The sequence below is a fragment of the Kribbella sp. NPDC051587 genome (assembly GCF_044453945.1).
In the GTDB taxonomy this organism is placed as follows: domain Bacteria; phylum Actinomycetota; class Actinomycetes; order Propionibacteriales; family Kribbellaceae; genus Kribbella.
Window position 1 is genome coordinate 1,090,732 of the sequence record NZ_JBITDE010000002.1, and the last position, 13,682, is coordinate 1,104,413.

Consider the following 13,682-nt stretch of genomic DNA (forward strand, 5'->3'; position numbering starts at 1 on the left):
CGGGCCGATTTCCCTGGCTGGCCAGGGAAATGGGGGGTTCGGCACTCTTAACCACGGTACGGAACCCCCAAGTTGCCTGGCTAGCCAGGCAAATGGGTGGTTGCTGTTTGGGGTGGGGTGGGGTTTTATCGCGGAGTGACGGTTGACGGGGCGGCGGCTGAGGCTGTCGATGCGGTGTGGCGGATCGAGTCGGCGCGGATCGTGGCCGGTGTGGCGCGGATCGTGCGGGATGTGGGGCTGGCCGAGGAGCTGGCGGGGGACGCATTGGTGGCGGCTCTCGAGCAGTGGCCGGAGTCCGGCGTACCGAAGAATCCGGGCGCCTGGTTGATGGCGATCGCGAAGCGGCGGGCGATCGACCTGATCCGGCGCAAGGAGACGTATCAGCGCAAGCTGGCCGAGATGGGGCACGAGCTCGAGATCGACGGGGACAGCGTCGAGGACGACGTGGAGGCGATTCTCGAGGACACCATCGAAGACGACCTGTTGCGGCTGGTGTTCACGGCGTGCCACCCGGTGATCACGATGGACGCGCGGGTGACGCTCACGCTGAAGCTGCTCGGCGGGTTGAAGACCGACGAGATCGCGCGCGCGTTCCTGGCGCCGGAGGCGACGATCGCGCAGCGCATCGTGCGAGCCAAGCGCAACCTCGCGAAGGCCGAGGTCGGCTTCGAGGTGCCGGCCGGGCCGGAGTTACTGGACCGGCTGGGGAGCGTGCTCGAGGTTGTGTACCTGATCTACAACGAGGGGTACTCCGCGACGGCCGGCGACGACTGGATGCGCCCGGCGCTGTGCAACGAGGCGATGCGGCTCGGCCGGTTGCTGGCCGGACTGATGCCGGACGAACCCGAGGTGCACGGCCTGCTCGCTCTGATGGAGCTGCAGTCGTCGCGCGCGAACGCACGCGTCGGTCCCGATGGCGAGCCGGTGCTCCTGCTCGAACAGGACCGTCGTCGCTGGGACCGCCTGCTGATCAACCGTGGCCTGGCCGGCCTCGAGCGCGCCTGGGCCCTCGACAAACCGCCCGGGCCGTACCTCATCCAGGCCGCGATCGCCGCCTGCCATGCCCGCGCCGCCGACCCCGACGACACCGACTGGACCCAGATCGCCAGCCTGTACGCCGTACTGGCGCAGCTCGTGCCATCACCGGTCATCGAGCTCAACCGGGCCGTCGCGATCTCCATGGCGTTCGGTCCTGACCAGGGTCTGGAAGCAGTCGATGCCCTCGCCGACGAGCCGTCCCTGAAGGACTATCACCTGCTCCCCAGCGTTCGCGGCGACCTGCTCTTCAAACTCGGCCGCCTCGACGAAGCCCGCAAGGAGTTCGAGCGCGCCGCCGGCCTCACCCGCAACGAACGCGAACGCACCCTCCTCCTGGAGCGCGCCGCCGCCTGCTAGTCGGCCTCGTGCAAGAGGACGGCGACCTGGGTCCGGTTGGTGACGTTCAGCTTGACCATCAGGCGGGTGAGGTGCGCCTTGACGGTGGCGAGGCTCAGGTAGAGCTCGGCGGCGATCTCCGGGTTGGTGAGCCCGCGCGCGACGGCATGGGCAATGGCTCGCTCGCGGTCGGTGAGTCCGTCGAGCAGGTCGCGGGCTTGCTCCGGTGCGGTCACGCGCTCGATCAGGCCGGCGAGCACGGTGGGCGACAGCACGGGCTCACCGGCGGCCGCGCGACGGATCGCCTCGACGATGTCCGCGGGTGGGGTGTGTTTCAGCACGAACCCAGCGGCCCCCGCGCGGAGTGCACGCAGCACCTGTTCATCGGCGTCGTACGTCGTCAGCACGATCACCACTGGTGGATCCGGCAGTGCCCGCACCGCGGTGGTGGCCGTGATCCCGTCGGTGCCCGGCATCTTCAGATCCATCAGTACGACGTCCGGCCGCGTCGACGTCACCAGGTCACAGACCGCGGACCCGTCGTCCGCCTCGCCTACGACCTCCAGGTCGGGAACGCCGCCCAGCATCGTCCGCAGACCCATCCGGACCAGCGGATCGTCGTCGACCAGCAGCACCCTCATGGTGCCAAGGGTAACCACGCGGTGAGCCGGAACACCCCGTCCGATGGACCGTACTCGAGCCGCCCACCCAGCAGATCAAGCCGTTCACGTAACCCCAGCAACCCCAACCCGGTCCCCGGCACGACTGCCGTACCAGCGCTCATCTCGTTGCTCACCGCAACGACCAGGGCGTCGTCAATCTCGAGAGAAACCTCCACGGATCGACCCGGCGCATGCTTGCGCGCGTTCGTCAGCCCTTCCTGCACCACCCGGTACGCCGTTCGCCCGATCGCGTCGGGAACCTCCGGCAACGCGGAGACCCGTACCGGTTGACCTGATCGGATCGCGTCGTCCACCAGCTCACGGATCTGCCGCAGCCCAGGGGTCCGCAGGTCCGGCTCAGGTAACTGCTCGTCGTCCCGCAGTACCCCGATCACCCGCTGCAGATCGGTCAGGATGTCGTGGGATGCGCCCCGGATCACCTCCGCTGTCGCCGCGACCTGCTCGGCAGGAGCATCCGGGCGGAACGCCAGCGCTCCCGCATGCACGCTGAGCAAGGAGATTCGGTCAGCCAGTACGTCGTGCATGTCCCGTGCGATCCGCAATCGCTCGGACCGGCGCGCGTGCTCGATCCGTGTCCGCTCCTCGGCGCGCGATCGTAGCGCCCGTTGCTCCGCCTCCTGCGCCAGCCGCAGTCGCAGCCGCAGGAACAGCCCGAGTTCGATCGCGCCGATCAGGACCAAGACTCCGAAGATCGGCCAGTACGTCGCGAAGCCCTGCCGCAGGTACAGGTTGACCGTGACCATCGCCAGCGCGAACCCGGCCACCGCGAGCGCCTCCTGGTAGCGCCGTCGTACCAGCACCGAAGAGATGGCCGCCGCCGCACCGGCAGTGGTCGTGCCGGCGGTCATGATCAGCAGGACGACGGCCACCTGGATCGGCCACCGGCGCCGGAACAGCAGCAGTGGCGGGGCAGTCACGAGCGCGACCACGTCCAGCACGATCCAGGCTTGGCCGGGTTGCTGGTCCGCGGTGAGTTCACCGGCGAGCGTGAAGCCGGCGACGACGTACGCCAGGAGCATCAGCGCGACATCGGCCAGTCGCTGCCGCAGCGGCCAGGGAGGTTCGTCCATGCTGCGAGCCTAAGAGCATCGGGGGCGGAACGGGCCGGATCCTCGACCATCGGCCGGAGTTCTGGCCACCTGGCTACTGCCGCCGAGCCACCGCCCGCGCCGAGGGTGGAGCCATGATCAGAAGACTGAGGTTCCTCCCGGCGGCGGTCGGCATCGTCCTCGCCACGCTGCCGTTGCCCGCAAGCCAGGCCGATGCCGACCCTGCGGTCGTCCGGCTCCAGGACGGCGTACTGCGTGGCGTGACCGGTACGTCGACGATCACGTTCCAAGGCATCCCGTACGCCGCTCCGCCGGTCGGCAACCTGCGGTGGACGCCACCGCGTCGACCCGTGCCGTGGTCCGGGATTCGTGATGCCGGCAAGCCCACGCCGTACTGTCCGCAACCCGGCGGGGACGGTCAACCGATGCCGAACACGTCGGAAGACTGTCTCTACCTGCATGTCACCGTGCCCAAAGCGAAGCCCAAGGGGCCGCGGCCGGTGATGGTTTGGTCGCACGGTGGCGGGTTCAGCTCGGGCTCGGGTAGCCAGCATGTGCCGACCAGCCTCGTGACCGAGGGCGACGTGATCGTGGTGACCGTCGACTTCCGGATCGGGATCTTCGGCAACTTCGGGCTCGCCGGTCTGCCGGGGTCGGGGACGTTCGGGCTGCAGGACCAGCAGGCCGCGCTGCGCTGGGTGCGCGACAACATCGGCGCGTTCGGCGGGGATGCGCACAGCGTGACGCTGTTCGGTGAGTCCGGCGGCGGGATCGGAACCTGCGGCCTGCTCACCTCGCCCGGTACGCGCGGCCTGGTCGACCGCGCCATCATGCAGAGCGGCTCGTGCCTGCTGGACTGGCCGGCCAACGGCCTGGGGATGGGCATACCGGCCGGATCCTTCTGGCAGCCGACGGCGACGATCCAGCAGAACGGTCGTGCGGCGGCCACGCGGCTGGGGTGCAAGACGTTGTCCTGCCTGCGAAAGCTCGACACCTCGAAGGTGTTCGCCGAGTCCGCGCTCTTCGGATCCGTTGCCTATGGCAACCCGACGCTGCCGCTCGAACCTGGCAAGGCCCTGCGAGCAGGGCTCGTGCCGCGGATCCCGATCCTGTCCGGTCACACCAAGGACGAGGCCCGGGCCATCGCCGCGATCGCCGAACTGCTCAGCAACCCGGTGACGGCCGCGAACTACCCGACTCGCCTGCAGGAGGCGTTCGGTGCACGAGCACGCGAAGTCGAGGCCGTCTATCCAGCGAAGACCTACGGTACGGCGGCGCTCGCGTGGTCGGCGATGGACACCGACCGGGTCTGGTCGTGCACGCAGCGGGCCACCACGAAGGCGTTCGCGCGGACGGGAGACGCCTATGCCTATGAGTTCGCCGATCCGGCAGCACCCGGGTATGTGCCGTTCCCGCCGGGATTCCCGACCGGGGCATCCCATGGGTCCGAGCTGAACTACCTCTTCGATGCGGCCGGCGGACCGGCGTACCAGCTGACTCCGGCGCAGCAGAAGCTGGCGGTGCGGATGCGGAAGGCGTGGACCGACTTCGCGCGGACCGGCAACCCTGGTTGGGCCCACTGGCCGAACATCCAGCAACTGGCTCCGGTCGCGGTCCAGCCGGCCGACCATCACTGCGCGTTCTGGAGCACCTTCAAGTAAAAACCAGCCCGGGAGCCCCTTGCAGCGGAGGCTCCCGGGCTGGGAGGGGTCTGGCGTCTACTACTTGGCGATGAACATCGCGGTCGGGCCGGTCTTGCCGTTGGCCCACAGCTGGTTCACGCGGCTGCGCTCGGTGGAGTTCGGGTTCGGGTTGGTGCAGGACGGGCCGGGGCCACCACCGGACATCAGCTCCGAACACGGGCCAGAGTAGTGGTCCGGAAGGCCAAGGACGTGGCCCGTCTCGTGCGCGGTGATCCGGGTCGGGTCGTACTGCTGCGCCTGGCGGTAGTCCAGGAAGATGTAACCGCGGCCGTGGCCGTTGGTCGACGCGTACGAACCGCGGGAGTCGTTGCCCTCGGTGTAGTAGAAGTCGTAGCTGCCGGTGGACTCGACGAGCTGGACGTTGCTGACCGACGAGTTCCAGATCTGCGTGCTGCGGCTGATCTGCGAGCGGAAGCTCGGGGCGCTGACCCGGTACCGGACGGTGACCGCGGCGAGCTTCTGGCCGGACTTGGCGGCCTTGGCCTGCTGGGCCAGCGCGGACTTCATCACCGCGTCGTAGAACGCCTGGGTGGCGGCCTGGTCCTGCGGCGATCCGGCGTACGACGACACGGTGGTCGGCGCGGCCTGCGGGGCCGGTGCGGCGGACGCGGACGCGACCGGGGCGGCGATCGCGGTGGCGAGCACGGCGAGGGTTGTCAGGGCATGACGGTATGACATGGGCGGGCCTCACTCCGATGGGCGGCGGATACGAATAGCGACCGGGGGACTACTTGTCGCTACCTGAACGGAGAATGCCAAACCTGTTCGCTGTCTGCATCCCCTCGCTCCCAACGCAGGGGATAACCCTCACCTTATGCCGCCACCCCGCGGAAAACCCGTTTCCCGCAGGCCCCTGCGCAAGGGGATAACTTGAGGGGATAACCCGTGAAAGTGCCCCTTCTCCCGTCGATATTCGAGGGGAGAAGGGGCAAGTCGAGGGGATAGCCCCTGAAGTGGCCGGAGCTACTTGTGGCGGCTGACCAGCCAGGCTGCCGCGCCGGCACCGAGCACGAGGGCGCCACCGACCGCGGCGGTCGCCTTCGGGTGTTCCCTGGTCATCGCGGGCACCTGGCCGGCGGTGTCCTTGACCCGCAGGCCGGCCATCCCCGCCGGGTCCTTCATCCGGCTGCCGGCCAGTCCCGCGTTGGCCTTCATGCGGCTGCCGGCCAGGCCCGCGTTCATTTTCATCCGGCCGCCTGCCTCCGCTGCCGACTCCTTGAGGCGGCGCAGGACGTTCACCCGCTCGGAGAGCGCCTGGACGGTCTCCGCGAGGTGAGCGCGGGTCTGCTCGAGTTCGAGGCGCAGCGCCTCGGTCTCGGTGAGGTCTTCGCGGTGTTTCATGACGTGAGAGTCCCTTCCGGATGGTGGCCCTTGAGCGCTTCGAGGTCCTCGTGGACCCCCTCAACGGCGCGTTGCGGAATGGGCGGAGTCGCATGACTGACATGACGCTTACCGAGCAGCGCGGCGACCGCGGCCACTGCGAACAGCACCACGGCGACGATCAGTGCCGCCAGCCACGCGGGTACTATGACGGCGAGCCCACAGATGGCCGCCGCGATCAAGGCACCGAGTCCGTACAGCGCGAACGTCCCGGCCCCACCGAACAGTCCGATCCCGACCCCGGCTTCCTTGCCCTTGTCCTTCAGTTCGGCCTTGGCCAGCTGTAACTCGTCCCGAACCAGTCGGCTCATGTCGCTGGTCAGGTCACTCACCAGCGCCCCAACAGGCTCTTCCCGTACGACGCCTGGACGCGTGCTCATCTCTCGGCCTCCCGTGATCGGATGTCACGCCCGGTACCCATCCGATTAGGTTGTGAACATGGATCAGACCGCCCTGAACGAGCTCATCCGCCGGTTCTTCGACGCGTTCGTCTCCGGCCCCGACTGCGAGGAGCGCCTGGACGCCCTGCCGGAGCTGTTCATCCCACAGGCCGTGATCGTCCGGACCTGCGGCAGCGAGCCGCTGGCGTACACGGTCGACGAGTTCATCGCGCCCCGCCGCGCGCTCCTCACCGGAGGCACGCTCAGCGACTTCCACGAGTGGGCGCTCGACGGCCGCCTCGACGTCTTCGGTGACATCGCGCACTGGTACGGCGCCTACGCCAAGGAAGGCAGTCAGGAGGGCAAGGCCTTCACCGGCCGCGGAATGAAGACGATTCAGTTCGTCCGGACCGCGGCCGGCTGGCGGATCAGCGCCGCCGCCTGGGACGACGAGCGCGAAGGCGTCCCTATGCCGTAAGGGTGATCACCAGGTCCTGGTCGGTCACGACGACCGGCGTGCCGAGCGTGACCACGACCCGGGTCCCGGTCACCGCGAGCGTGGCCGGCACCGTCGTACCGGCGTGGGTCACGGAGACCGCTGTCGCCGGGCGGGCGGTTTCGAAGGCGAGTGTGGACAGCCGCGCTCGGCCGTGCCGGAGTGAGACCGTCGCCACCTGTGAGGTCGCCGTACGGGTCTGGTGGTAGCGGCCCCAGCCTTCGGCGGCCGTGAACGCGCAGGCGAACTCCTCCGGCGTGAGTCGTGGTGCGAACCCGAGATGGCCGCGCGGTCCGTGGTACTCGTACCCGCACGCCGCGATGTAGGCGCCGAAGCTCATCATCGCCCGCGCGTAGTGGTCGCTGGCCTCGATCTCGTTGTAGGGATTGCGTTTCTCGCCCCGATGCCGGTCGTAGATCGCCCGCGACACCGCGAGTCCCTCGGCCGTCATCCCCTCCGCGAACAGGTGCGCGGCGAACTGCCACTCCTGCCCGGTCCACACCTCGTTGAAGTACGGGTGCCCGCCGGACTCGGTCGAGCCGCCGTTCGGCCAGGTCACCATGATCGTTCCGGGTTCGTTGGCGCCCGTGTACACGCGGCCGGCGGGAATGCCTGGCGGCCGGTACGCCGCGGGGTTGGGCTGGAAGTTGTTCTGGTACAGCTTCGTCAACGCGGTCCGTGCCTTGTCCGCCGCGAAGACCCGGGGCAGCCCGAGCTGGGCGGCGTAGGTCTGCCCGTACATCTGGTCGACGAACACCCCGCGGTTCGTGTTCGCCGCCGGATGCGCCGCGTCGACCTCCTGCACGTAGTAGCCGTAGATCGGGTTGAACAAGGACCCGTTCAGGTACGACGATCCGCGATCGGCGATCGTGCGGTACCGGGCGGCCGCCGCGGTGTCGCCCATCTCGGTCGCCATCGCGGCGGCGGCCCGCAGCGCGGCGACGTACAGGCCGCTCAGCCACGGGATCTCGCCGAACCACTCGGTGTCCAAGGTGTTCCACTGCCCACCGCGGAAGATGCCGTCCTGATCGGCGCCGTCGCGGGCCGAGATCACGTACTCCACCGAGGTCCTCACCCGGGCCCAGACCCGGGTCAGGAACGAGGCGTCCGGAGCCATCTGGTGTTCGCGGTAGATCCGCAGGATGGTGCCGCAGTGGCCGTCGGCGAACGACGAGGCGGCGTCGCCGGACTCGCCCCGGTTCGCGATCTCGCCGCTGGCTCGGTACGCGATGCCGAGGTCGACGCGCTCCCGGGTGTCGCGTTCGAGGTCGGGGAACAGCCGGCCGATCGCCTGGGCGTAACTCCACACGTGCTCGCAGGTGCCGTGGCAGCAGTAGACGCCTTCGAAAGCGTAGAAGCGGCCGTCGCTCCAGCGGTAACACGTCGCGGTCGCGATGGTCGACGCCGTGGCGAAGGTCCGCTCGAGAAACCAGTGCGGCAAGGTGGAATCGTCGTACCAGGTCTGCGCCCAGGTGCGCGTTCCGGACTCCAGCCGCTGGAGGTTGGCGCCGACGTGCTCGGTCACTGCGCGGGCCGAGCCGAAGCGGGTCGCGTAGTGCCGGCGGAACGTCGAGCCGTTGGTGAGATGCCCGAACTGGCGACGTTCGGGCGTCGGGTAGAACCAGCTCTGGACGAAGCGCACCGTCTTCGATTCACCAGGTGCCAGCCGGACGCTGACCGCGACCGTGCCGACCTGGGTGTCCGAGCCGTCCACCTCGGCCGGGCCGTCGGCTGCGTCGAACAGTTCGGCCGGCGTCGACCAGGCCGCGATCGACCGCCGTACGACGGCGACCGGCTCGAGCGAGGCCAACGCGAAACTGCCCGCATCGGTGCGGTCGGCAACGGGTTGCTGGCGGATCGGCCGGTCGCTGAAGATGATCCGGTCGACGTTGACGTGCCCCCAGCCGCCGCTCGAGCGGTCGACGATCTGGAGCTGCGCGGACTTCCCGGCCCAGCGGCCGACCGACCAGCAGATCGCGTCCAGTGGTTCGATGTCCGCGCCGGTGGCGGTCGCGACCACGGCGCCGTCGACGATCAGGTTGACCGCGGTCGTCGCCGGATTGCTGCCGCCGCCGGTCCAGACGGTGATGTAGCGCCGGTCGATGGTGAACGCCCGGCTCGTCAAGGTGCCTTGCGAGCCGTCGAACGACCCGTCGCGGAAGTTGTACGACGTCACGAACCGACTCCCCGAGACGTTCAGCTCGGTGCGGTTGCCGAAGGCCCGCCGGAAGTTGGTCGGGGTCTCGGCGGCGGTGACCGGCCCGGCGCCGAACGCCGTACCGGTGACTGTCCAGCCTGAGTAGTTGGCGCGTTCCCAGTCTTCGAAGACGATGTCGGCCCGGTCGGTGAACGTGACGCTCCCGATGTTGAGGTGTGCCCAGGCGCCGGTCACGGTGTCGACCACCTGGATCCGTGCGGTGCGGCCCTCATAGTTGCCGACGTCAAGCAGTTTTCCGACGAGTGGTTCGCTGTTGGAGCCGGTCGCGGTGGCCACAACGTTGCCATCGACAACCACATTCACGGCGCCCCGGTTGCCGCCGCCGACCGCGATCGCGACGTACCGGCGGGAGATCTCGAACGGCGGGCTGGTCAGCGTGCCGGTCCGGTTGTCCGGATCGCCGGTGAGCCGGAAGTTGTACGACGTGACGAACCGTGATCCGTGGATGTTCAGATCGCCGTACCGCTGCATGAGTGCGGGTGTCTGCTCCGGCTTGACCGGCCCACTGCCGAACGCGTCGCCCGTCGTCGTCCAGCCGCCGTACGAGTCGTTGCCCCAGGTCTCGAAGACCACGTCGGGCCGGTCGCTGAAGACAATCCGGTCCACGTTGAGGTGGGCCCAGGCGCCGGACGCGTTGTCGACCAGCCGGACCTGGGCCGTCCGGCCTTGGTACTTGGAGACGTCGAGGACCCGGGTGCTCATCGGCTCGGTGTCCCCGCCGACGGCCGTGGCCACGACATTCCCGTCGACAACCACCTGCAGGCAGGTGCCAGGGCCGGAGCCACCGCTGATAGACGCTGTTACGTAACGACGATTCACTACGAACGGCGCGCTGGTGAGGATGCCGAGGTGGGCGTCCGCGCCGTCGATGTCGTTCGGATTGGCGCGGTAGTTGTGCGAGGTGACGAACCGCGTTCCGTGCACGTGCAGATCACCGAACCGCTTCATGTACTCCGGTACGGCGGTCGCCACGACCGGCCCGGAGCCGAAGGCAGTGCCGGTCACCGTCCAGCCGTCGTACGTCTCGCGCTCCCAGTCCTCGAAGAGGATGTCCGCCCGCGTCGAGGTCGTCGGGTCGGCCGCGGTCCACTCGATCCCGGACGCGTAGGCGGTCGCGCGCTGCGTGGTCGGCTGGTTCTTTCGACTGTCCAGGCAGACCGGGTTCTCGGAGTACCCGAGCAAGGTCGCATCGACCGCCTCGGCCGACGAGTTGCGCAGCGTGAACGCGAACACCGTGGCCGGCAAGGTCGAATCGAGCGTCTCCAGCGGGATGAACGGCGAGAACGCGTCCAGCGTGACCTGGACCGGACTCGCGATGGTCTTGTAGGAGACCCGGCCGATCGGATACTGCCCGGTGAACCGCACATCGCTGAAGCCGCGAGCATCGACGTACCGGGCGATCGTGCCGGTCCGCAGCGCGAACCCTTGCCGGAAGCGAGTCGCTCCGGGTGCATCCGCGGACAGCGGCGCGGTGTAGTGCGTGCCGGCGAAGTCAGCGCCGCCCAGTGGATAGGTCATCGCGTTGGCGACGTCCCATCCCCACATGCGGCCGTCGCCGGACAGGTACACCTGCCCCGCACACCCACCACCGACCGGCATGCCGATCTTGGCCAGCGCCGCACCGGAGTACACGGTCGGCACCCCGCGGTCGGCCAGCGCCGCGGCTTCTGCCGCACTCACCGGAGCCCGCGGCACCAGGGGAGCGGCGGCCGCGCGCAGGGCGCCGGGCGCCGCGAGTGCGCCGAGACCGGCCGCACTGATCGAGAGGAAGGTACGTCGTGCGACACCGGCGCGAGGACACGAGCCTCCGCACGCAGGGTTGTCACAGGCGGACAGTTCGGGCTGATCGGCCATGGTCGTCTCCCGGGGCGGTGGGAACTCCTGGTCAGCACACTAACCCCGGAACGATCTCTCGGCAATCGATTTCCCCGTGGTGAAAAGGATCGGAACGGCCGAGGGCCCGGTGGACGGATCCACCGGGCCCTCGGGTACCGCTCAGGTGTTACTTGGAGCAGGTGTAGATGCTCGCGTTGTCCAGCCACCAGTTGGCCGGAACCAGGTCCGCATCCTTACCGTGCAGGGTCCAGCGGAACTTCAGCTGCTTGCCCTGGAACGAGGTCACGTCCAACCGGCTGGTCTCCCAGCCGCCCGAGTTGCCGTGCCAGGCGCCCGGCTCGTCCTCGAAGTTCGGGTCGACGGTCGGGCCGTTGGTCCAGCCGGTCAGCGTGGAGCTGTCCTGCCAGGTCGCTCCGCCGTTGTCGGAGTACTCGAGCGTTCCGGTCCCGCTGCGGACACCGAAGATGATGAACACGTTGTAGAAGTTGTACGCGTGCTGGAAGCGCAGGTACGTCTTCTGGTTCTTGATCTTGGTGCCGTTGGCGGTCTGGATGCCGATCGCCTGGTCCGGGGCCGTCACCATGCCGAACATGGAGTCGTCACCGTCCTTGCTGTACGACGTGTCGACGAGTGAGCCGTCGACGCCCTCGGCCTTGCCGAGCACCCAGCCCTGGTCGCGGACGACCTTGCCGTCCGGGTACTCCGTGAAGGAGGTCTTCAGCAGGTTCTTGACCTTCGCGCCGGCGGTGTCGCAGACCGGAGCCTGGGCGGGCAGGCCGCCGGCCGGCTCGGCGTCCAGCTCGGTCGCCTTGATGGCCAGCTCGACCTGGGCGCAGTCCTTCTTGGTCATGCCGGACTTCTTCTTCTTGGCCAGCTTGTCGCAGGTCGCGCGCAGGCCCTCGGCGAGGTCGCCGTAGTCGGCGCCGGTGGTGAGCACCTTCTGGGTCTCGTGCCACAGCACCTCGGAGCGGGCCAGGCCGATGCCGAGCATCTTCTGGCCGTTGAAGGCACCGCCGTCGGCGATCAGGTACGCCGTCTTGTTGCCGACACCGGAGTTGAAGTGCACGCCACCGTTGTCCTGGAAGAACGCGTCGTCGAACCAGTTCGGGCTGCTCAGCTTGTCCGGGTCACCGAACTTGGTCGGGTCGGACATGCTGCGGATCACGCCGAGGCTCGAGCCCTCACCGATCTGCCAGCGGTTCTCGGCGGTGTCGTCGGCCGAGCCGTTCGTCAGGTCGACGAACTCGCCCATGATGTCGGACAGCGACTCGTTGATCGCGCCGGCCTCCCACAGGTAGGCCAGGCCCGAGGTGTGCTGGGTGACGCCGTGGGTCAGCTCGTGGCCGGTCACGTCGTCGGTGCTGACGCCTTCACCGAAGGCCATCTGCTCGCCGTTCCAGAACGCGTTGGCGTAGGGGCAGCCGCCGTCGACGCAGATCCGGACGGTGCCGCGGATCGCCTTGCCCTTGCCGTCGCCGTAGTCGACGCCGATCAGGCTGGTCAGGTCGGTACCGAGCGACTTGTAGGTGTCGGAGGTGTCTCCGAAGAAGTCGAAGACCTGGTTGACGTCCTGGACGTCGGAGGCCGGGCCGCCCTCGACGCGGGACGGCGCGAACGCCTGGCCGTCGCCGCAGCGGACGTCCTCACCGCCGGTCTGGATGATCGCGTGGTTGGCGTCGCAGACGACGCGGTTGATCTTCTCGCTCAGGTCCCAGGCGAGCAGCGCCTGGCCGGAGGCGTGCACCATGGCCTGCCAGCGGACGTCGTTGGGTCCGGTCACCTCGTACAGGTAGACCGGGATGGCGACCGAGCCGGGCTGGCGGGTCACCAGGCCCATGTCGAACCAGCGCGGGCCGGTCAGCTCCGCCTTCAACTTCGAGGCGTCGAGCTTGCCCTGCTTGGCGACAGCGGCCAGGGCCGACTGCAGTGCGGTGGCCTTCGCGGCGTCGGCCTTGTCGGCGGCCGGGAAGGTGCCGTAGGTGGCGAGGGCGACCTCACCGTTGGCGGACTCCAGCGAGCCGGCCTTGTCCAGGTTGGTGACGATCTCGCCGCCGTACACCTGAACGCCGTCGATGGTCTGCTGGAAGCGGGTCTGCGATCCGTACTCCGACATCGAAGTACCGGTCGCGACCAGGTCGGCGGGGCGGGCGCCGAAGTACGGCGCGACCGCGTCGACCTGGGCCTTGGCGACAGCGGCCGAGTCGGGCCGGCTGGTGGCAGCCTTGGCTGCCCTGGCGCTCACCGACTTGGGTGCCTTGAGCGGCGTGGTCGGGCGCAGCGAGTGGGCGCGGCCGATGGCGTCGCGCTTGGTGACGATGCCGGCGCCGCCACCCGCAGGGGTGTCGAGCTGGCGGACCGACGGCTTCGGGGCCGGGGTCGCGGTCGGGGCGCCGATGGCGTTGGGCGCTGCCAACGTCAAGGCGACTGCACCGGCGGCAAGGCCGGCGAGCCAGGTACGGGCTTTCACAGAAATCCTCCCAGTTCCGTCTGGCGCCAGGAACGTGGACGAGCCCCCAAGCTCGTTCCTGGCCGGAACGTCGCAGCCCCACCTCATGACAAGCGA

10 protein-coding genes are annotated in these 13,682 nt (G+C 68.8%); 3 read left to right on the plus strand and 7 right to left on the minus strand.

Annotated elements, in window-relative coordinates; all coding sequences use genetic code 11:
• The first annotated feature begins 135 nt into the window (after positions 1 to 135).
• The gene (locus ACIA49_RS11615) at positions 136 to 1,395 is read left to right on the plus strand and encodes an RNA polymerase sigma factor (protein WP_396377051.1); all 1,260 of its coding nucleotides are present in this window, start codon (positions 136 to 138) and stop codon (positions 1,393 to 1,395) included.
• On the opposite strand, the gene ACIA49_RS11620 is transcribed toward ACIA49_RS11615, so the two are convergent.
• Both ACIA49_RS11620 and ACIA49_RS11625 read right to left on the minus strand, forming a co-directional pair.
• Positions 1,392 to 2,015 carry a response regulator gene (locus tag ACIA49_RS11620; protein ID WP_396377052.1) on the minus strand — a complete coding sequence of 208 codons (624 nt, stop codon included), beginning with the start codon at positions 2,013 to 2,015 and terminating at the stop codon, positions 1,392 to 1,394. The genes ACIA49_RS11615 and ACIA49_RS11620 overlap by 4 nt on opposite strands.
• A complete protein-coding gene (locus ACIA49_RS11625; RefSeq protein ID WP_396377053.1) occupies positions 2,012 to 3,127 on the minus strand; it encodes a sensor histidine kinase in 1,116 nt (371 codons plus the stop codon). The genes ACIA49_RS11620 and ACIA49_RS11625 overlap by 4 nt, the downstream gene beginning before the upstream one ends.
• A gap of 113 nt (positions 3,128 to 3,240) precedes the next feature.
• Here ACIA49_RS11625 and ACIA49_RS11630 point away from each other — a divergent pair, with 113 nt between their 5' ends.
• Positions 3,241 to 4,767 (plus strand): carboxylesterase/lipase family protein, encoded by a 1,527-nt coding sequence (locus ACIA49_RS11630; RefSeq protein ID WP_396377054.1) that lies wholly within the window; start codon positions 3,241 to 3,243, stop codon positions 4,765 to 4,767.
• 60 nt (positions 4,768 to 4,827) lie between these two features.
• Here the strand turns inward: ACIA49_RS11630 and snpA are convergent, their stop codons facing one another.
• From snpA to ACIA49_RS11645, 3 genes are all read right to left on the minus strand, one after another.
• A complete protein-coding gene (snpA, locus tag ACIA49_RS11635; RefSeq protein ID WP_396377055.1) occupies positions 4,828 to 5,487 on the minus strand; it encodes a snapalysin in 660 nt (219 codons plus the stop codon).
• A 285-nt stretch (positions 5,488 to 5,772) separates the two neighbouring features.
• Positions 5,773 to 6,150 carry a DUF3618 domain-containing protein gene (locus ACIA49_RS11640; RefSeq protein WP_396377056.1) on the minus strand — a complete coding sequence of 126 codons (378 nt, stop codon included), beginning with the start codon at positions 6,148 to 6,150 and terminating at the stop codon, positions 5,773 to 5,775.
• Positions 6,147 to 6,569 (minus strand): phage holin family protein, encoded by a 423-nt coding sequence (locus tag ACIA49_RS11645; protein WP_396377057.1) that lies wholly within the window; start codon positions 6,567 to 6,569, stop codon positions 6,147 to 6,149. Before ACIA49_RS11645 ends, ACIA49_RS11640 begins: the two co-directional genes overlap by 4 nt.
• A 58-nt stretch (positions 6,570 to 6,627) precedes the next feature.
• Between ACIA49_RS11645 and ACIA49_RS11650 the strand changes: the two genes are divergently transcribed.
• Complete coding sequence (locus ACIA49_RS11650) at positions 6,628 to 7,047, plus strand: DUF4440 domain-containing protein (protein ID WP_396377058.1); 420 nt, start codon at positions 6,628 to 6,630, stop codon at positions 7,045 to 7,047.
• Here the strand turns inward: ACIA49_RS11650 and ACIA49_RS11655 are convergent.
• Positions 7,037 to 11,137 (minus strand): GH116 family glycosyl hydrolase, encoded by a 4,101-nt coding sequence (locus tag ACIA49_RS11655; RefSeq protein WP_396377059.1) that lies wholly within the window; start codon positions 11,135 to 11,137, stop codon positions 7,037 to 7,039. The genes ACIA49_RS11650 and ACIA49_RS11655 overlap by 11 nt on opposite strands.
• A gap of 148 nt (positions 11,138 to 11,285) precedes the next feature.
• Entirely contained in the window at positions 11,286 to 13,586 is a 2,301-nt protein-coding gene (locus ACIA49_RS11660; protein ID WP_396377060.1) for a M4 family metallopeptidase, read from the minus strand.
• Positions 13,587 to 13,682: the final 96 nt, after the last annotated feature.